Source organism: Streptomyces sp. Go-475 (genome assembly GCF_003330845.1).
In the GTDB taxonomy this organism is placed as follows: domain Bacteria; phylum Actinomycetota; class Actinomycetes; order Streptomycetales; family Streptomycetaceae; genus Streptomyces.
Genome location: NZ_CP026121.1, coordinates 8,104,172 through 8,122,332, shown reverse-complemented (window position 1 = coordinate 8,122,332; position 18,161 = coordinate 8,104,172). Strand labels below are relative to the sequence as shown.

Sequence of the window (18,161 nt, the reverse complement as noted above, 5' to 3'; positions counted from 1 at the left end):
ATTGATGGGAAAGATCACCGTGCTTGCGCTGCGGGCCGTGCTCGTGGCGCTGCTCGCCGGTTCGCTGTTCGTGCAGACCGTGATGGTCGCGCTGCTGGCCGACGACATGGAGGGCAGTGTCCTCGCGGACCGGCGGGTCCCGATCCTGCTGATCGTGGTCCTGGGCATCGCCTCGGCCCAGACCGTGCTGGTCTGCGTCTGGCAGCTGGTGACGATGGTGCGGCGCGGGAACGTGTTCTCCGACGGCGCCTTCCGGTACGTGCACATCGTGATCGGCGCGTTCGTCGCGGCGTCGCTCCTGGTCTTCGCACTGGGTGTGGTGCTGGCTCCGGGCGAGGCCGTGGCCCCGGGCATCGTCCTCCTGCTGGGGGGCGTCTCCCTGGCGGTGTTCGCGGTCGCCCTGATCGTGCTGGTGCTGCGGATGCTGCTCTCCCAGGCCGTCGCCCGCGACGTCGAGGCGGCCCGCATGCAGGCAGAGCTGGCCGAGGTGATCTGATGCCGATCGTCGTCGACATCGACGTGATGCTGGCCAAGCGGAAGATGTCCGTGGGCGAACTCGCCGAACGCGTCGGCATCACCCCCGCCAACCTGGCGGTCCTGAAGAACGGCCGCGCCAAGGCGGTGCGCTTCACGACGCTGGCCGCGCTCTGCGAGGTGCTGGAGTGCCAGCCGGGAGACCTGCTGCGCTGGGAGGCCGAGCACCTCGCGGACGAGGCCACGCCTGCGGGACGTCAGCTGTGAACCCGGCCGACGCCTCCTGCCTCGGGGCCACCGCCCGCAGCGACGTCCTCGTCGTCGGCGCGGGACTGGCCGGCCTGCACACGGCCACGCTCCTCGCCCGGCGGGGCCACGAGGTGCTCGTGGTGGACCGGCGCACCAGTCTCGCCGGCGCGATCCGCACCACGGGCATCTTCGTGCGGAAGACGCTCGACGACTTCCCGCTGCCGCCCGAGCACCTCGGCCCGCCGATCCGACGGGTCGTCCTCTACCCGCCCGACCTGCGCCGCCCGGTGACCCTGGTCAGCGCCCGCGACGAGTACCGCGTGGGCGACATGGCGCCCCTCTACACGGCGACGGCGGCCACCGCGACGGCCGCCGGCGTCCGGATCGCCCTGGGCACGCGCTACGCCGGCCGCCGGGGCGGCACCTTCCACCTGGTGGGCCGCGACGGGCCGACCGTGGTCCGGGCACGTTTCGTCGTCGGCGCCGACGGGGCCCGCTCCAGCGTCGCCCGGGACCTCGGGCTCGACCGGAACCGCCACCTGCTGGTCGGGGCCGAGGAGGTCTTCGAACTGCCCGGGCACGACGAGCCGCCGACCTTCCACTGCGTGCTCGACCCCTCGCTCGCGCCCGGCTACCTGGCCTGGGTGGTCGACGACGGGCGGCACGCGCACGTCGGCGTCGCCGGCTATCCGGACCGCTTCCCGGAGGGACTGCGCCAAGCGCTGCGGCGGTTCAGCGCGTCGGCACCCGGCCTGGCCGCCGCGGACCGGCCGGAGGCGGTGGAGCGGCGCGGCGGCCCGATTCCCGTCGGCGGCGTGCTGCGCCGGATCAGCTGTGCCGACGGCCTTCTGGTGGGGGACGCGGCGGGCGCGGTCTCCCCGCTCACCGCCGGGGGACTGGATCCGTGCCTGCGGCTGTCGGAGTTCGCGGCCGAGGTCCTCGACGACGCACTGCGGTCCGGGCGGCCGGACGCGCTGTCCTCCTACGACGGTGCCGCTCTGCGCGCCCGCTTCCGAGGACGGCTCACGCTGCGCAGGGGCCTGGCCCAAGTGCGCACGCCGGCCGTGGCGGGGGCGGCGTTCACCCTGCTGCGCACCCCGCTCGGCCGGGCCGCCGCCGGCCGGGTCCTCTTCGGCGACAAGTCCTTCCCCACCCCTGCCCGCGGCTGATCACGCGCCCCTTCGCCGGCAAGGGGCAATGCAAGAGACAGTGCAAGAAGACCGGAATATCTGCCCGATGAGCCGGTCAACATCAGCCCAAACGGTCCGACTCGCGCCGGTGCGGCCGCTTACGCTCATGCCCTCCGCATCTCACCGAAGGCAAGCAAGAATGAGCGATGGCCGCAGCGAACCGTCCTGGCCGGGCGGCGAGTACGCCGCACCCCCTGCGGACGGGCAGGCCCGGATGACGCGTGCGGAGATGCGCAGGGCCGCCCGGACGGCGAACCGGCGGCCCGCGCGCGGGAAAGGCCGGCCGCGGACACGCGGCGCCTCGGGGAGCACCGGGCCGTCGTCGCGGCGACGGCCGTCGGGCAAGCGCAGGATCGTCGACTATCCGCGGGCGGGCAGGCGCGGCGTGCGGCGCTGGTTGCCGTCGTGGAAGCAACTGGCCGGACTGTTCCTGACGGTGTGCGGCAGCCTGCTCGCCACGGTGGCCTACGCGTACGCGACCGTGTCCATTCCCAGCGTCAACCCGGACACGCAGACACAGGCGAACACCTTCTACTGGTCGGACGGCTCCCAGATGGCGGAGGTCGGCCAGGTCGACCGGCAGAACGTGACCCTCTCCCAGGTGCCCTCCGCGGTCCAGTGGGATTTCCTCGCGGCCGAGAACGCCTCGTTCTACACCGACCCGGGCGTCGACCCGCAGGGCATCCTGCGGGCGGTCTACCACATGGCGCAGGGCGGTGAGGTGCAGTCCGGGTCGACCATCACCCAGCAGTTCGTCAAGAACGCGTACCTCAACCAGAGCCAGACCCTCTCGCGCAAGCTCGAAGAGATCATGATCTCCCTGAAGATCGGCGGGAAGCTCAGCAAGCGGCAGATCCTCCAGGGCTACCTCAACACCTGCTACTACGGCCGGGGCGCCTACGGCATCGAGGCGGCGTCCGAGGCCTACTACGGCATTCCCGTGGAGAAACTGTCCGTCAGCCAGGGCGCGTTCCTGGCGGCCACGGTGAACGCGCCCAGCGTGATGATGAACGCCGACGACCCGCAGCAGCGGGCACCGGCCGTGGCCCGCTGGAAGTACGTCCTGGGGCGGATGGCGGCCATCGGCAAGATCAGCGCGGCGCAGAAGGACCGTTACCTGCACGCCGGTTTCCCGACGCCCGGGCCGATGCGCGGACGGGGCTCCATGAGCGGACAGATCGGCTATCTGGTGCAGACCGCCGAGCAGTACGTCGAACAGCACTCGTCGATCACCGACGAGCAGCTGAACGAGGGCGGCTACCAGATCCACACGACGTTCGACAAGCACGATGTGGCCGCGCTGAGTTCCTCGGTGGCGGCGATGCGCAAGCAGCACCTGGACCCCGGCCACCGGGCGGCCGACCGGAACGTGCAGGTCGGTGCCGCCTCCGTCGACCCGACCACGGGGGCCATCGTCGCCCTGTACGGCGGGGACGGGTGGAACAAGGGCCACTACACCGACAACGCCGACAGCTCCGGCGTGCCGGTCGGCTCCACGTTCAAGCCGTTCGACCTCGCCGCCGCGCTCGACCACGGCGCCGTGCTCTCCCCCGGCCAACCGCCGTCGCCCATCACACCGGAGAGCAAGTTCGACGGCGACGACGGCATCAAGATCAAGAACCAGCAGGGCCAGTACCTCCCCGACGGCAGCGACCCCACCGGACTGCTGCACCAGCAGAACGACACGCCCACCAAGTGGGGGTACATCACCCTGCGCAAGGCGATGGAGCAGTCGGTCAACACGCCGTACGTGCAGCTCGGGGAGTACGTGGGCTACGACAACGTGGAGAACGAGGCGCTGCAGGCCGGTCTGCTGCGCAACACCCTGCAGTACGACACCGCCGGCTTCTACATCGGCACCTCCACCCCGTCGGCCATCCGGATGGCCGACGCCTACGGCACGTTCGCCGACCACGGCGTGCGCCACCAGCCGTACTCCGTCACCAAGGTCCTGCACGCGGGTCAGCAGCTCCCCGGATTCCAGGCACCCGCCGGCGCCCGGGCCATGCCCGCCTCGACCGCCGACACCGTCACCGACGTCCTGCAGGACGTCGTCAAGCACGGCACCGGCACCAACGCCCTCGCCCTCGGGCGGCCCGCCGCCGGCAAGACCGGCACCACCGACGACTACAAGTCCGCCTGGTTCATCGGCTACACGCCGCAACTGTCCACGGCGGTCGCCATGTTCAAGGAGAACCCGAAGAACTCGGGCCTGCAGTCGATGGCCGGGGTCGGCGGTTACAGCAAGGTCTTCGGCGCCGACATGCCCACCCAGGTCTGGCTGGGCTACATGACCGCGGCCCTCCAGGGCCGGCCGGTGCTCTCCTTCCCCGCCGCGCCGCAACTCGGCCAGGGCGCGAACGAGAACGGCGCGCCGTCCCCCGGCCCGTCTCCGACGCCCAGCGCGTCCCCCACCCCCTCCCCCACCCCGTCGGCCCCGTCTCCCACCCCGTCCCTCACGCCGTGCAGCGACATCCCCGGCGGGTGCACCTCCCCGACCCCGTCGCCCTCCCCGTCGCAGACCGGCACCGGCACCACGGGCGGCCTCTTCGGCCCGGGAACCGGAGGCCAGGGGCAGGGGGAGGCCCCCGGGCCGTCGATGCGTCCGCGGAACTGAGGCCCTCACCCGCCGGGCCGCGTCCGGGAGGCCGCCGTCACCGGTGGAAACGGTAGGGAGCGAAATCGCTTTTCGCGCCGGGCCGTCGACGGCTAGGGTGCGCACGCAGCGAGTCACTCCGAGGAGCGAAGACATGGTCGGTGTTCTGAGCGCGCGTTGACGTTTCGGCCGTGACCGGCCTGTCATCGCGTGCTGCCCCTGGTGTTGCGGCAAAGCGAGCCTTCCCCTGCCCGAACCGCCGGTGCACGTCTGTCGTGCGCGGTGGCGGGTTTCGTTGCCGGCAACCACAAGGGATTCCCCGTGCCGTCCGCTTCCTCCGCCGTGTCCGATTCCGACCGGCCCGTTCCGCCGAGCCTGTGGCGGGACGCCGACTTCCGCAGGCTCTGGATGGGTCAGACGGCCTCCCAGCTCGGCGAACACACGACCCTGGTGGTCCTGCCGCTCTTCGCCGTCCTGACGCTCCACACCGGCCCCGGCCAGCTGGGCGTGCTCCGCGCGGTGGGGCAGGCGCCGATCCTGTTGCTCTCGCTCTTCGTCGGCGCGTGGGTGGACAGGTGGCGGACCCGCACGACGATGGTGCTCACGGACGCCGGCCGGGCCCTGGCCCTGGGCGCCGCCGCCCTGGCCGCTCTCCTCGGCTGGCTCGGCCTTCCCGCCCTGCTCGCGCTCGCCTTCGCCGTCGGGGCCCTGTCCGTCTTCTTCGACGTGGCGTACCAGGCGTCTGTCGTCCGGCTGGTGGAACGCGACCGACTGGTGGCGGGCAACAGCGCGTTGGAGGGCAGCCGGTCCGCGGCGCAGATCGGCGGCCCCGCTCTCGGCGGTGCGCTGGTGTCCCTGCTGTCGGCGCCTCTGGCCGCGGCCTCCGGCGCGCTGTTCTTCGCGCTGTCGTTCCTGTCGATCCGGCGGATCCGCCGAGCCGAAGCGGTGCCGGAGCGCCCGGAGCAGGCCCGTCGGGTGTGGCGTCGCATTCACGAGGGCCTGCGTTTCGTCGCCGGCGACGCCGCGCTGCGGACCGTGTGCCTGGCCTCGGCCGCCTTCCAGTTCTCCTTCGCGGCCGTGATGACCGTCTATCTGCTCTTCCTGCCGCGGGAACTGCACCTGTCGGGCACCGTCGTCGGGCTGGCGCTCACGGCGGCGGGGCCGGGCGCGCTCCTGGGCTCGCTGCTGGCCGCGCGCCTGCCGGGCCGGTTCGGTCACGGCGCGGTGCTCGTGGGCGCGGCGGCACTCGGCGACGGTGTGTTCCTGTGGGTGCCCGCGTTGCGGGGCTCCTCCGCGGTGACGGTTCCCGCGCTCCTCGCGGTGGGCTTCGTGTTCGGGTGCGGCGGCCAGTTGGTGAACGTCACGGTCATGGCCGTCCGGCAGGCCGTCACCCCGGACGGGATGCAGGGCCGGGCGGCCGCGACCATCACCTTCGTCGGCATGGGGATGACCCCGCTCGGTTCGCTGACCGGCGGGTTCCTCGCCGAGGAGTGGGGCTTGCGCACGAGCCTGCTGGTGACGGCGGCGGGCATGATGCTGTCCCCCGTGATCATCGCGTTGTCCCCACTCGCCCGCCTGGGACGGGAGCTTCCGGCCCCGCACGACTGAGCTCGCGAGAGCACAACTGGAAACGGGATCCGTTTTCATATAGCGTCTTCCTCGCCCGTCGGAGGAGGTTCAGGGATGAGGCACGACCGGCTGCCGGTGACCGTTCTGTCCGGTTTCCTCGGCGCGGGAAAGACCACGCTGCTCAATCACGTGCTCGGCAACCGTGAGGGGCTGCGCGTCGCGGTCATCGTCAACGACATGAGCGAGGTCAACATCGACGCGGCGCTGGTGCGCGGCGGCGAGGCCGCGCTGTCGCGTACCGAGGAACGCCTGGTCGAGATGACCAACGGGTGCATCTGCTGCACGCTCCGAGACGACCTGCTGGAGGAGGTCGACCGACTGGCCCGGGAGGGCCGCTTCGACTATCTCCTCATCGAGTCCAGCGGCATTTCCGAACCCATGCCGGTCGCGGCGACCTTCGCCTTCGCCCGCGACGACGGCGCCACACTGGGCGACCTCGCCCGGCTGGACACCATGGTCACGGTCGTCGACGCCGCCAACTTCCTGTCGGAACTGGCCGCCGGCGACGAGCTGGCCGAGCGCGGCCTCGACCAGTACGAGGACGACGAACGCACCGTCAGCGACCTGCTGATGGACCAGATCGAGTTCGCCGACGTCATCGTCCTCAACAAGCTCGACCTGGTCGACGACGCCGCCGCCGAGCGGCTGCGGGCGACACTGGCGCGCCTCAACCCGGTGGCCCGGATCGTGCCCGCCGTCCACGGACGCGTGGAGCTGGCGCAGGTGCTCGGCACCCGGCTGTTCGACCTGGAGCGTGCCCAGCAGGCCCCCGGCTGGGTCATGGAACTCAACGGCGAACACGTCCCGGAGACCGAGGAGTACGGCATCTCCTCCACCGTCTTCCGCTCCGAACTGCCTTTCCACCCAGGGCGGTTGTGGCGGTTCGTGACCGAGGAGATGGACAGCGGCGCCTACGGCCAGGTGCTGCGCTCCAAGGGCTTCTTCACCCTGGCCAGCCGCCCGCACGTGACGGGGCTGTGGTCCCAGGCCGGCTCCGTCGCACGCTTCGAGCCCTCCGCCGCCCGCGACACCGACGGTCCGGCAGGCCAGGAGCTGGTCTTCATCGGCACGGACCTGAGCGCCGAGGCGCTCCACGCCGCGCTCACCGACTGCCTGCTGGCGGACGGCGAGACCCTGCCGGCCGACGATCCGTTCCCCGCCTGGGACACCTACGGCATCGACGACACCTGCGAGCACGAGCACCCCGAGCACGGCGAACTCGTGGCGCGGCCCTGAGACTCCGGGCCGGGCAGGGCACGGGGACTCGGCAGGTCAGTGGGACTCGCGGCTGACCTCCGAGCCGCTGGAGCCGACGAGGAAGTCCAGGTCGGCGCCCGCGTCGGCCTGGAGGACGTGGTCGACGTAGAGGCGTTCCCAGCCGCGCCTCGGGTGGGCGAAGCCGGCGACGGTGGCGTCGTCGGGGGTGCGGCGGGCGAGTTCGCCGGCGGGGACCTCGACGTCGATGCGGCGGGCTGCGACGTCGAGGCTGATGACGTCCCCCGTGCGCACCACGGCCAGGGGGCCGCCGGCCGCCGCCTCGGGCGCGACGTGCAGGACGACGGTGCCGTAGGCCGTGCCGCTCATCCGGCCGTCGCAGACGCGGACCATGTCACGTACGCCCTGCTCCAGCAGCTTCTTGGGCAGCGGCATGTTGGACACCTCGGGCATGCCCGGGTACCCCTTGGGTCCGCAGCCGCGCAGGACGAGGACGGAGCCGGCGTCGACGTCGAGGTCCGGGTCGTCGATGCGGGCGTGGAAGTCCTCGATGCTGTCGAAGACGACGGCCCGGCCGCGGTGGCGCAGCAGGTGCGGGGAGGCGGCGGCCGGTTTGATGACGGCGCCGCCGGGTGCCAGGTTGCCCCGCAGCACCGCGATGCCGCCCTCGGCCACCAGGGGCTCGGCGCGTGTGCGGATGACGTCGCCGTCCCAGATCGGGGCCTCGTCCAGATACGTCACCAGCGGGCGGCCGGTGACGGTCAGCGCCTCGGGGTCGAGCAGGTCGCGGACCTCGCGCAGGACGGCGAGCAGGCCGCCGGCGCGGTGGAAGTCCTCCATGAGGAAACGCCCGGCCGGGAGGAGGTCCACGAGCACCGGGACCCGGGAGCCGACGCGGTCGAAGTCGTCGAGTGTCAGGTCGATGCCCAGTCGGCCGGCGATGGCGAGGAGGTGGACGACCGCGTTGGTCGATCCGCCGATGGCGGCCAGCGCGACGATCGCGTTGTGGAAGGACGCCTTCGTCAGGAAGGTGCCCGGGCGCCGGTCGGCGGCGACCAGCTCCACGGCCAGGCGGCCGGTCCCGTGGGCGGCTTCCAGCAGCCGGCTGTCCGGGGCAGGTGTGCCCGCGACGCCGGGGACGACGGTGCCCAGCGCCTCGGCCACCAGCGCCATCGTCGAGGCGGTGCCCATGGTGTTGCAGTGCCCGCGGCTGCGGATCATCGCCGACTCGGAGCGGGTGAACTGCTCCTGGGAGAGGGTGCCCGCCCGCACCTCTTCCGACAGCCGCCACACATCGGTGCCGCAGCCCAGCGGCCGGCCGCGGAAGGTGCCGGTCAGCATCGGGCCGCCGGGCACGACGACGGCGGGCAGGTCCACCGAGGCGGCGGCCATCAGCAGCGCCGGGATGGTCTTGTCGCAGCCGCCGAGCAGGACCACGCCGTCGATCGGATTGGCCCGGAGCATCTCCTCCGTCGCCATCGCCGCCATGTTGCGCCAGAGCATGGCGGTGGGCCGCATCTGGGTCTCCCCCAGCGAGACGACGGGCAGTTCGAGCGGGATGCCGCCGGCCTCGTACACGCCGTCGCGGACGGAGGCGGCCACCTCGGTCAGGTGGGCGTTGCACGGCGTCAGGTCCGAGGCGGTGTTGGCGAGGGCGATCTGCGGACGGCCGTCGAAGGCGTCGCCCGGGACGCCGCGTCGCATCCACGCCCGGTGGATGTAGGCGTTGCGGTCCTGACCTGCGTACCACTGTGCGCTGCGCAGCTCCACACCCGCCTCTTTCCAGTACGTGGTACGGGGGTCTAACCTCTGGAACATCATGGAGGATACGCAGCTCCCCGGAGGACCGACAGACCGCGGCGGGGACGTTTCGGAACCCGCCGCCGGCGGTCGTCTGGTCGGGTCCGACCGTGTCCTCGCCGTCCTCAAGGAACTCGCCCGCTACCCCGGGGGCGTGGGCCTGGAGGAGCTGACCCGGGTGATCGGCAGTCCGAAACCGACCGTGCACCGGGCCCTCGGCGCCCTGCGCCGCGCGGGTCTGGCCGGGCAGGACGCGCGCGGCCGGTATCTGCTGGGGGACGAGTTCCTGCGCATGGCCTTCGCCCACCACGAGGCCCGCCCCGAGCACGTCCGCATCCGCCCGGTACTGGAGGCTCTGGCCCGCCGGTTCGGCGAGACGGCGCACTACGCGGTCCTCGACGGCCGGGAGATCGTCTACCGGGCCAAGGTCGACCCGCCCACCGGTGCCGTCCGGCTGACCTCGACGATCGGCGGCCGCAACCCCGCCCACGCCACCGCGGTCGGGAAACTGCTGCTGGCCCACCGGTTGGACACCCTGGAAGCGGTCCGGGACTGGATCGGCGACTCGCCGCTGGAGCCCCGGACCAGGCACACCTGCCGCACGGCCGAGGCTCTGCACAGCGAGCTGCGGACCGTCACAGAACAGGGCTACGCCCTCGACGACCAGGAGAACGAACCCGGCGTCAACTGTCTCGCGGTTCCCGTCTACGCGGCCTCGCCCACGGCACCCAGCGGGGCTGTGAGCGTCAGCGCCCTGGCCTATCGCACACCCCTGCGCACCCTGGCCGAAGCCGCCGACGAGATCCGGGCCGCGCTCGGCCCGCTGGCGCGCCCGCACCGATGAGTCCCTGACTCCACGCCCCGCCGACACTCCGGAGATCGCCCCATGCACCTCAGGCGCACAGGCCCCCACGGCGCCGAAGAGCCCGTGGCCCGCGTGGACGACGAGACGTACGTCGAGCCGTCCGGCGTCGTCGCGCCACGGTCCGCCTGATGCGGGCGTTCGTCCTGACCGCCCCCGGCACGTACGAGGTGCTGGAGGTCCCCGCGCCGGAGCCGGCTCCCGGAGAGGCCGTCGTCGACGTCGAACGGGTCGGTGTGTGCGGTACCGACGTCGAGTTCTTCACCGGCGAGATGGCCTACCTCCACCAGGGCCACTCCTCCTACCCCATGCGCCTGGGCCACGAGTGGGCCGGACGCGTGACCGCGGTCGGCGACGGCGTCGACCCCGCCTGGGCCGGCCGGCGTGTCATGGGCGACACCATGCTCGGCTGCGGCACCTGCCGCCGCTGCCTGCGCGGCCGGCAGCACGTGTGCGCCACACGGCAGGAGGTCGGCATCCGCGGGAACCGGCCCGGCGCCCTGGCGGAGCGACTCGCCGTGCCGGTCTCGTCGCTGCACGCCCTGCCCGACACCGTCGACGCCACCCTCGGCGCCCTGGTGGAGCCCGGAGGCAACGCCCTGCGGGCCGCCTCGGCAGCCCGACTGCGGCCCGAGGACCGGGTGCTGGTGCTCGGGCCGGGCACCATCGGCCTGCTCGTCGCGATGTTCGCCCGCGCCGCGGGCGCCGAAGTCCACCTCATGGGCCGGACCGACGGTTCCCTCGCCTTCGCCCGCGCCCTCGGCTTCGACCACGTATGGCGGGAGAACGACGTCCCCGACCTCCCCTTCGACGCGGTCATCGACGCCTCGAACGCCGCCCACCTGCCCGCCACCGCCCTCGACCTGGTGGAACCGGGCGGCCGTGTCGTCTGCATCGGACTCGCCGGCGAACCCAGCCGCATCGACACCCGCACCCTCGCCCTCAAGGACGTCACCGCGGTCGGCGTCCTCTCCGCCTCCCCCGGCCTGGACGCCACGATCCGCGCCTACGCGAGCGGAACGGTCGACCCCAGACCCCTGGTCGCCGCGACGGTCGGCCTCGCCGAGGCCGGTCCGGTCCTCGCGGGCGACCGCCCGCCGGGCGCGGGCCCCGGCCCCAAGATCCACATCGACCCCCGCCGGCCAGGCGTCTGACGCCGTCACCGTTGCGGGCACCGCCGACCAGGCCTGGCACCAGGATGTTTGCCCGGGTCATGCCCCCAAGTCCTCCGTCACGGGCAGGCACTCGGCGAGCAGGTCGACGACGTCGCGCCAGGCTCGGCGCGCGTGCCGCGGGTGGTAGCCGACGCCGGGGACCACGGGGTGGTCGACCGGCGGGTGGTGGAAGGCGTGCAAGGCGCCGCCGTAGACCGTGAGGCGCCAGTCGACGCCCGCGGCCCGCATCTCAGCGGTGAACGCGTTCCGTTGCGCGGGCGGCATGATCGGGTCTTCCGACCCGACCCCCGCCCACACCGGGCAGCGGATGCGCGCCGCCTCGCCCGGTCGGCCCGTGGTGGTCGCGTTGACCGTCCCGATCGCGCGCAGGTCGACGCCGCCTCGCCCGAGTTCCAGCGCGATGGCGCCCCCGGTGCCGTAGCCGACGGCGGCGATCCGGTCGGGGTCGGTCCGGGGCTCGGCGCGCAACACGTCGAGCGCCGCACGGCCGATCCCCCGCATCCGGTCGGGATCAGCGAGCAGTGGCATGCAACGGGCCAGCATCTCCTCGGGGTCGCGCAAGTAGCGCCCGCCGTGAAGGTCGAAGGCCAGCGCCACATATCCCAGCTCGGCGAGGGCATCGGCCCGGCGGCGCTCGACGTCGCTGAGGCCCATGCCCTCCGGCCCGAGCAGCACCGCGGGCCGGCGGTCGACACCGGCCGGGAGCGCGAGGTGCCCGACCATCGTCAAACCGTCGGCCGGGTACTCGACCGTACGCGTCGTGATCGTCGTCATGAGACGGGACTGTAGTGATCATCGAGCCCGGTCCGGCCGGCGCTCTGCTGCTGGCAGAACAGCGTTGTCGAGGAGGACCGGCCGCTCGACCGCGCGTCAGCACGTCACCCCCGCATCGGTCCTGTGAGTGAGCCCAGGCAGGTCGGCCGAAAGGACGACCGGGGGCGTCGTGGCCCGTAGGGGGCGTGGCCTTTTGGTCGAGGCGGTCCCGGGGTGCGGACGGCGAGAGTTGTGTCCGTCCCCATCCCGGCCTGGAGGTCAGCATGAGAACCAAGATGATTTTCGCCGTCGCGGCAGCCGCCCTCGTCGGCGCCGGCGCGGCAGGCTCGGTCGCCGTCGCCGACATGAACGTGCAGAAGAACACCGCCGACCCCGCCGGCGGCGGGTACGCCGAGGTGCAGGATCACCCGGGCCTCAGCGGGGATCTCGTGGCGACGCACATCGAGACCTGGTACCACCCGCTGCCGTGGATCGGCAAGGAGATCGACGACGTCTCGTGCCCGGACCTCGCGGCGGTCCGGAACACGAAGATCAGCTGCACGGCGAAGTCCGGCGGCACCCGGATCTCCGTGCCGGTGAGCGTGGTCGACGTCGCCGGGGCCGCGGCTCCCCGCGTCACCTGGAAGTTCGAGCGCTGACATGCGCGCGCTTCCGACCGGGCCCGGCACGGCCCGAACCGACGACAGCACCACCGCGGGAGAGCGAGCATGATCGAAGCCACGGGCCTGTCCAAGCGCTACGGCGCCACGGTCGCCGTCGATGACCTCTCGTTCGAGGTCCGCCCGGGCCGGGTGACGGGGTTCCTCGGCCCGAACGGGGCCGGCAAGTCGACGACGATCCGGCTCATGCTCGGCCTGGACGCCGGGGGCGGGCGGACGTTGTTCAGCGGCAAGCCGTACCGGGAGCTGCGTCACCCGATGCGCGAGGTGGGCACGCTGCTGGACGCGAAGGCCTTCCACCCGACGCGCAAGGCGCACAGCCACCTGCGGATGCTCGCCGCGGCCGCGGGCGTGCCGGTCACGCGGGTCGACGAGGTACTCCACACGGTCGGCCTGGGGTCGGTGGCGGAGAAGCAGCCGAAGGGTTTCTCCCTCGGCATGGGCCAACGGCTGGGCCTGGCGGCCGCGTTGCTCGGCGACCCGCACACGCTGATCCTCGACGAGCCGGCCAACGGGCTCGACCCGCAGGGCGTCAACTGGCTGCGCGGCTTCCTCAAGGACTTCGCCGCGTCCGGCCGTTCCGTCTTCGTCAGCAGTCACCTGCTCGCCGAGATGGCCCTGATGGCCGACCACCTGGTGGTGATCGGCAAGGGCCGGACGATCGCGAACGAAGCGGTCGCCGACTTCGTGACGAAGAGCTCCCGCAGTGTCGTCGTGGTCCGGAGCCCGCACGTCGACAGGCTCGCCGAGCTGCTCCGGGCCGAGGGCGCCGGGGCCGAACGGCTGGACGCCACCGCGATCGCGGTCAGCGGTGCGGACCGGGCGGGTATCGGGGAGCTCGCGTACGCCCACCAGATCAGGCTGCACGAACTCACGGAACGCACGGCCACGCTGGAGGAGGCGTTCCTCGAAGCGACCGGCTCCGCCGAGCAGTTCGTCGCGAATCCCGCCGCACCCCGGTCGATGACGGCGGCCGTCGCGGCGAGCCACCCGGACACTTCGGAAGGAACACGATGACCAGCGCACTGCGCTACGAATGGGTTCGGCTCAGCACCCTGCGGTCCACATGGTGGCTGATCGGGATGTCGGCCGTCGCCCAGGGGCTGTTGGCGCTCGTGATCACCCTGGACGGCAAGAGCCGGGGCGGGTCGCTCGACGACCAGTCGGCGGCGCTGGCGCTCAGCGGTGGTACCGGCCTGATCCCGCTGATCTTCGTCTTCATGGGGTTGATCGGTGTCTTCGCCACGGGACACGAGTACCGGTACGGGACGATCCGCACCACGCTGACGGCGTTCCCGCGCCGGACGCACCTGTGGACCGCCAAGACCCTGGTCGTCGCCGCGGCGGTGGCAGTGGTCGCGGCGCTCCTGGCCGCCGAGAGCCTGGCCATCGGCCTGCTGGTGGGCGGACCGGGCGCCGGGGAGGCGCTCATGTCGGCCACGATGGGCCGGGTGGCCGCCGGCTACGTGGTGTTCCTCGTGGTCTGCGCGCTGTTCGGGCTCACGCTGGCCGGCATCACCCGCGGCATCCCGGCGGCCATCGTGCTGCTCATCATCCTCCCCATGATCATCGAAGGCCTCGTCTCGCTGATCCTCGGGATGGACGCGTTCGCTTCGATGCGATCGCTCTCCGCCTACCTGCCGTTCACCGCGGGCGAGCGGATGATGGCCGTGACGTCGGAGCCGCCCTTCGACGGCGCCCCGCCACCGCTCCGGCCCCTCACGGGCGGCCTGGTCTTCACCGCCTACGGCGCCGCCCTGCTCGCCCTGTGGGGAGCCCTGTTCACCAAGCGGGACGCCTGAGCCGGACGCTGGGCCGTGATCGACGACGATCACGGCCGGCGGGCCGGTCCGGGCCCCCGCGGCACGCGCTGTCGGTGACTAGACCTGAGAGGCGGCGAGCAGTCGCAACGCCTTCTCCTTCAATGCCGGACTCGCCTCTGCGGCGTTGCCGGAGTCGAAGGGCGGCCGGGGGTCGTACTCGATGGCGAGCTGGATCGCCTCGGCCGTTTCGTCGCCCGCGATCAGGGACGCGAGGTACAGGGCCATGTCCACTCCCGCCGACACCCCGGCCGCGGTGATGATGTTCCCGGAGCGTACGTAGCGCTGCGGCAGGTAGGTCACGTCGAACGTGGACCGGAGGTACTCGGCGGAGGCCCAGTAGGTCGTCGCCCGCTTTCCGTCGAGCAGCCCGGCCGCCGCGAGGACGATGCTGCCGGTGCATACGGAAGTCGTCCATCGCGTGTGCCGGTGGATCCGGCGGATCCAGCGCAGGAGCGCCTGGTTGTTCATCGCCGCGACGGTGCCCCGGTCGCCGGCGCCCGGCACGAGCAGCACGTCGAGGCGGTCGACGTCGGCGATGGACCGTTCGGCGACCACGGCCACGTCCCCGGTGTCCGTGCGGACCGCGCCGCGCTTCTCCGCGATCATCGTCACGGTCGCGTCCGGCAGCCGCGAGAGGACTTCGGCCGGACCCGTGGGGTCCAGCAGGCTGTAGCCGTCGTACAGCAGGATGCCGATGCTCGGCCCCGTGCCGCCGCCCGAGGTGGCGGCGTGTGCCCCTCCGGTCGATGCCACGGCGGTCGCGGTGAGCGCGACGGTCGCCACGGTCCCGCGCAGTACGTTTCTGCGTGTCGTCACATGCCTCATGGGCCGGGAGTCTTCCGCTGCCCCGCGGCGCGTGCGGGCGGCATGTCCGGCATCCTGCGCATCGTGTCCCCCGTCATGCCGTAGTGGTCCAGCAACGCCTGCCTCAGTGTCTCCGCCGACCCGAGGCCGCAGCGGCGGGCGATCGCCGCGAGGGAGAGCCCGCTGGAGCGCACCAGGTGCGCCGCCGCTTCGGTGCGCGCCGCACGCACGGCCCGGGCCGGGGTCGTGTCGAGGTGCGTGCGGAAGAGACGGCTCAGATGCCGGGGGCTGACCCCCGCCCGCGCTGCCAGGGCAGCGGGCGTCAGGTCCTCCGAGAGGTGTGCGGCGATGTAGCCCGTCAGGTCCCGCACGAGCCGGTCTTCCGGCGGTGGAGCGGCCAGGAACATGGATATCTGTGCCTGATCGGCGGGGCGGTGCAGATGCGTGACGAGTTCCCGTGCGACCGCGCGGGCCAGCGTCGGGCCGTGGTCGTCCTCGATCAGGGCCAGTGTCAGGTCGAGCGCGCTGGTGACGCCGGCCGAGGTGTAGACGTTGCCGTCCCGTACGTAGAGGGGGTTCGGGTCCACGGCCACATCGGGATGGGACTCGGCGAGCCGGTCGCCCCATCCCCAGTGGGTCGTCACGCGCCGGTGATCGAGGAGTCCGGCCGCGGCCAGCACATGGGCACCGGTGCAGACGGAGGCCACGCGGCGGCTGAGTCCCGCGAGCCGACGGACCTGCCCGAGCAATCGCTCGTCCGCCGCCGCGCCCTCGCAGCCGATACCGCCCACCACGATCAGCGTGTCCAGGCGTCCCGCCACCGTCTCCAGCCCCCGCGCCGCCCCCATCACGATCCCCGCCGAGCTGCGGGCAGCCCGACGGCCCAGAGTCCCCAGCTCGATGGAGTACGGCGGCTGCGCGCCGTACCGGTTGGCGATGTCCAACGCGCCGCTGGGACAGGCGATGTCGAGGATCTGGGCATCGTCGTAGGCAACGATGAGGACGCGTCGCTCAGTGGTCATGGCCCCTGGTACCAGCAGGGGGGCGACCGAGCAAGCCGGGTCCGGGCCGAGGGCTACTTCATTCCCGTGGTGGCGATTCCCTTGACGAGGTAGCGCTGGCCGACGAGGAAGACGATGAAGACCGGGATCAGTGTGACGACGGACATCGCGAACAGGGATCCCCATGAGGCTCCGCTGGTGGCGTCCACGTAGTTGCGCAGGGCCACGGGCGCCGTCTGGAGTTCCGGTTTGGTCAGGTAGATCAACTGGCTCAGGAAGTCGTTCCACGTCCAGATGAAGGTGAAGATCGCGGTGGTGGCCAGGGCCGGCAACGAGATCGGCAGGAGGATGCGGAAGTAGATGCGCCAGTAACCGGCTCCGTCGATCTTGGCCGCCTCGTCCAGCTCGCTGGGCAGACCCCGGAAGAACTGGACCATCAGGAAGATGAAGAAGGCGTCCGTGGCCAGGAACTTGGGGACGATCAGCGGCAGGAACGTGTTGACCCATTCGATCTTCGAGAACATCACGTACTGCGGAATGATGAGGACGTAGATCGGCACCATCAGGGTCACCATCATCATGCCGAAGAAGAACGCCCGCCCGCGGAACTTGAGCCGCGCGAAGGCGTAGGCCGCCATGGAGCAGCTGACCAGGTTGCCGAGCAGCGCGCCCAGCACGACGATCGCCGAGTTCAGCAGGTAGACACCGAACGGGTGCGACAGCGCGTTCCAGCCGTCGGCGTAGTGGCCGAAGTCGGTGTCCGTGGGCAGCAGGGAGGGTTCGCGGAAGATCAGGGCGTCGGGTTTGATCGAGCTGGCGATCATCCACAGCAGCGGGTAGATCATCACGAGCCCAAAGGCGATCAGCACGGCGTGCTTGAGGAACGCACGGACGCGGGCCGCCCGCTTGCGGCGTTGCGCCGCGGGTGAAGGGGCAGGGACAGGCGAAGGAGTGTCCTCGGCCTTCAGGAGTGTCATCTCACTTACCGTCACCGTAGAACACCCATCTCTTGCTGAAGTAGAAGTTGATTGCGGTCAGGACGCCGACGATCACCACGAGGAGCCAGGCCATGGCGGAGGCGTAGCCCATGTGGAGCCGGCCGAAGCCCTCGTCGTACAGGTACAGCGAGTAGAAGAGGGTCGAGTCCGAGGGGCCTCCCGTCCCCCCGCTGACGACGAACGCCTGGGTGAAGGACTGGAAGGAACTGATGATCTGCAGAACGAGGTTGAAGAAGATGATCGGGGTGAGCAGCGGCACGGTGACGTGCCGGAACTGGTGCCGGCGGCCGGCGCCGTCGAGCGCGGCGGCTTCGTAGTACTGCTCGGGGATCTGCCGCAGGCCCGCCAGGAAGATCACCATGGAGGAGCCGAAGGTCCACACGTGCAGGACGACGAGGCTGTACAGCGCGGTGTCCGGGTTGGAGATCCAGCCGGGTCCGTGGATGCCGAACAGTCCGAGGAACTTGTTGACCAGGCCGTCGGTGCCGAAGACCTGCCGCCACAGGATGCCCACCGCGACGGAGGCACCGAGGAGCGAGGGCAGGTAGTAGACGGACCGGTAGAACGCCAGCCCCTTGATGCCCCGGTTGAGGACCATCGCCAGGCCGAGGGCGACCGCCAGCAGCAAGGGCACGCTCAGGACGACGTAGATGAAGGTCACGCTCAGGGACTGGCGCAACCGGGGGTCGTCCAGCATCTTGCTGTAGTTCTCGAAACCCACCCACTTCGGTGAGCTCAGCAGGTTGTAGTCCGTCATGGAGAAGTACAGCGAGGCGATCATCGGACCGAGCGTGACGCCGGCCATGCCGACGAACCACGGCAGCAGGAAGACCCAAGCGGTGCGTTCTTCTTTTCTGGCCGCCTGGCTGAGGGGTCTGCGGAGCACAGTCATCGTCCTCGGGTTCTTGGATC

At 71.6% G+C, this 18,161-nt stretch carries 17 protein-coding genes; 11 read left to right on the top strand and 6 right to left on the bottom strand.

What is annotated here, in order from left to right:
• Positions 1-4: 4 nt before the first annotated feature.
• The 6 genes from C1703_RS36825 to C1703_RS36800 all read left to right on the top strand — a co-directional run bounded on the left by C1703_RS36825 (position 5) and on the right by C1703_RS36800 (position 7,374).
• Positions 5-496 (top strand): DUF2975 domain-containing protein, encoded by a 492-nt coding sequence (locus C1703_RS36825; RefSeq protein ID WP_114256903.1) that lies wholly within the window; start codon positions 5-7, stop codon positions 494-496.
• A complete protein-coding gene (locus C1703_RS36820; protein WP_114256902.1) occupies positions 496-741 on the top strand; it encodes a helix-turn-helix transcriptional regulator in 246 nt (81 codons plus the stop codon). Before C1703_RS36825 ends, C1703_RS36820 begins: the two co-directional genes overlap by 1 nt.
• Positions 738-1,892, top strand: coding sequence for an NAD(P)/FAD-dependent oxidoreductase (locus C1703_RS36815; RefSeq protein WP_114256901.1), 1,155 nt, complete (start codon positions 738-740; stop codon positions 1,890-1,892). The genes C1703_RS36820 and C1703_RS36815 overlap by 4 nt, the downstream gene beginning before the upstream one ends.
• A 160-nt stretch (positions 1,893-2,052) precedes the next feature.
• Positions 2,053-4,530, top strand: a complete 2,478-nt coding sequence (locus C1703_RS36810) for a transglycosylase domain-containing protein (RefSeq protein ID WP_232840704.1) — start codon at positions 2,053-2,055, stop codon at positions 4,528-4,530.
• Positions 4,531-4,830: 300 nt separating this feature from the next.
• A complete protein-coding gene (locus C1703_RS36805) occupies positions 4,831-6,117 on the top strand; it encodes an MFS transporter (RefSeq protein WP_269803224.1) in 1,287 nt (428 codons plus the stop codon).
• Positions 6,118-6,192: 75 nt separating this feature from the next.
• Positions 6,193-7,374, top strand: coding sequence for a GTP-binding protein (locus C1703_RS36800; RefSeq protein ID WP_114256900.1), 1,182 nt, complete (start codon positions 6,193-6,195; stop codon positions 7,372-7,374).
• A gap of 36 nt (positions 7,375-7,410) precedes the next feature.
• Here C1703_RS36800 and C1703_RS36795 read toward each other — a convergent pair whose 3' ends face one another.
• Positions 7,411-9,123, bottom strand: a complete 1,713-nt coding sequence (locus C1703_RS36795; RefSeq protein WP_114256899.1) for an IlvD/Edd family dehydratase — start codon at positions 9,121-9,123, stop codon at positions 7,411-7,413.
• A gap of 49 nt (positions 9,124-9,172) precedes the next feature.
• On the opposite strand from C1703_RS36795, the gene C1703_RS36790 reads away from it, so the two are divergent.
• The gene (locus C1703_RS36790; protein WP_114256898.1) at positions 9,173-9,997 is read left to right on the top strand and encodes an IclR family transcriptional regulator; all 825 of its coding nucleotides are present in this window, start codon (positions 9,173-9,175) and stop codon (positions 9,995-9,997) included.
• Between the two features lie 149 nt (positions 9,998-10,146).
• Positions 10,147-11,169 carry an alcohol dehydrogenase catalytic domain-containing protein gene (locus tag C1703_RS36785; protein WP_114256897.1) on the top strand — a complete coding sequence of 341 codons (1,023 nt, stop codon included), beginning with the start codon at positions 10,147-10,149 and terminating at the stop codon, positions 11,167-11,169.
• Positions 11,170-11,226: 57 nt separating this feature from the next.
• Here the strand turns inward: C1703_RS36785 and C1703_RS36780 are convergent, their stop codons facing one another.
• A complete protein-coding gene (locus C1703_RS36780; RefSeq protein WP_114256896.1) occupies positions 11,227-11,964 on the bottom strand; it encodes a dienelactone hydrolase family protein in 738 nt (245 codons plus the stop codon).
• A 263-nt stretch (positions 11,965-12,227) separates the two neighbouring features.
• Here C1703_RS36780 and C1703_RS36775 point away from each other — a divergent pair, with 263 nt between their 5' ends.
• The 3 genes from C1703_RS36775 to C1703_RS36765 all read left to right on the top strand — a co-directional run bounded on the left by C1703_RS36775 (position 12,228) and on the right by C1703_RS36765 (position 14,425).
• A complete protein-coding gene (locus C1703_RS36775) occupies positions 12,228-12,602 on the top strand; it encodes a DUF4333 domain-containing protein (RefSeq protein ID WP_157993209.1) in 375 nt (124 codons plus the stop codon).
• Between the two features lie 69 nt (positions 12,603-12,671).
• Complete coding sequence (locus C1703_RS36770) at positions 12,672-13,640, top strand: ATP-binding cassette domain-containing protein (RefSeq protein WP_114256894.1); 969 nt, start codon at positions 12,672-12,674, stop codon at positions 13,638-13,640.
• Positions 13,637-14,425, top strand: coding sequence for an ABC transporter permease (locus tag C1703_RS36765; protein ID WP_114256893.1), 789 nt, complete (start codon positions 13,637-13,639; stop codon positions 14,423-14,425). Before C1703_RS36770 ends, C1703_RS36765 begins: the two co-directional genes overlap by 4 nt.
• 78 nt (positions 14,426-14,503) lie before the next feature.
• Here C1703_RS36765 and C1703_RS36760 read toward each other — a convergent pair whose 3' ends face one another.
• From C1703_RS36760 to C1703_RS36745, 4 genes are read right to left on the bottom strand one after another with little or no spacing between them, the layout of a single operon-like run.
• The gene (locus C1703_RS36760) at positions 14,504-15,271 is read right to left on the bottom strand and encodes a DJ-1/PfpI family protein (RefSeq protein ID WP_114256892.1); all 768 of its coding nucleotides are present in this window, start codon (positions 15,269-15,271) and stop codon (positions 14,504-14,506) included.
• Positions 15,268-16,272, bottom strand: coding sequence for a DJ-1/PfpI family protein (locus tag C1703_RS36755; RefSeq protein ID WP_114256891.1), 1,005 nt, complete (start codon positions 16,270-16,272; stop codon positions 15,268-15,270). The genes C1703_RS36760 and C1703_RS36755 overlap by 4 nt, the downstream gene beginning before the upstream one ends.
• 53 nt (positions 16,273-16,325) lie before the next feature.
• Positions 16,326-17,228 (bottom strand): carbohydrate ABC transporter permease, encoded by a 903-nt coding sequence (locus tag C1703_RS36750; protein WP_114256890.1) that lies wholly within the window; start codon positions 17,226-17,228, stop codon positions 16,326-16,328.
• A 1-nt stretch (position 17,229) separates the two neighbouring features.
• Positions 17,230-18,141: a sugar ABC transporter permease gene (locus tag C1703_RS36745; RefSeq protein WP_114256889.1), complete on the bottom strand. Its 912-nt coding sequence runs from the start codon at positions 18,139-18,141 to the stop codon at positions 17,230-17,232.
• Positions 18,142-18,161: the final 20 nt, after the last annotated feature.

Coding starts and splice junctions, on each gene's coding strand:
- C1703_RS36790 (WP_114256898.1), top strand. CDS start 9,173: ATGGAGGATACGCAGCTCCCCGGAGGACCGACAGACCGCGGCGGGGAC.
- C1703_RS36765 (WP_114256893.1), top strand. CDS start 13,637: ATGACCAGCGCACTGCGCTACGAATGGGTTCGGCTCAGCACCCTGCGG.
- C1703_RS36825 (WP_114256903.1), top strand. CDS start 5: ATGGGAAAGATCACCGTGCTTGCGCTGCGGGCCGTGCTCGTGGCGCTG.
- C1703_RS36760 (WP_114256892.1), bottom strand. CDS start 15,271: ATGAGGCATGTGACGACACGCAGAAACGTACTGCGCGGGACCGTGGCG.
- C1703_RS36780 (WP_114256896.1), bottom strand. CDS start 11,964: ATGACGACGATCACGACGCGTACGGTCGAGTACCCGGCCGACGGTTTG.
- C1703_RS36810 (WP_232840704.1), top strand. CDS start 2,053: ATGAGCGATGGCCGCAGCGAACCGTCCTGGCCGGGCGGCGAGTACGCC.
- C1703_RS36775 (WP_157993209.1), top strand. CDS start 12,228: ATGAGAACCAAGATGATTTTCGCCGTCGCGGCAGCCGCCCTCGTCGGC.
- C1703_RS36745 (WP_114256889.1), bottom strand. CDS start 18,141: ATGACTGTGCTCCGCAGACCCCTCAGCCAGGCGGCCAGAAAAGAAGAA.
- C1703_RS36800 (WP_114256900.1), top strand. CDS start 6,193: ATGAGGCACGACCGGCTGCCGGTGACCGTTCTGTCCGGTTTCCTCGGC.
- C1703_RS36820 (WP_114256902.1), top strand. CDS start 496: ATGCCGATCGTCGTCGACATCGACGTGATGCTGGCCAAGCGGAAGATG.
- C1703_RS36750 (WP_114256890.1), bottom strand. CDS start 17,228: ATGACACTCCTGAAGGCCGAGGACACTCCTTCGCCTGTCCCTGCCCCT.
- C1703_RS36755 (WP_114256891.1), bottom strand. CDS start 16,272: ATGACCACTGAGCGACGCGTCCTCATCGTTGCCTACGACGATGCCCAG.
- C1703_RS36785 (WP_114256897.1), top strand. CDS start 10,147: ATGCGGGCGTTCGTCCTGACCGCCCCCGGCACGTACGAGGTGCTGGAG.
- C1703_RS36770 (WP_114256894.1), top strand. CDS start 12,672: ATGATCGAAGCCACGGGCCTGTCCAAGCGCTACGGCGCCACGGTCGCC.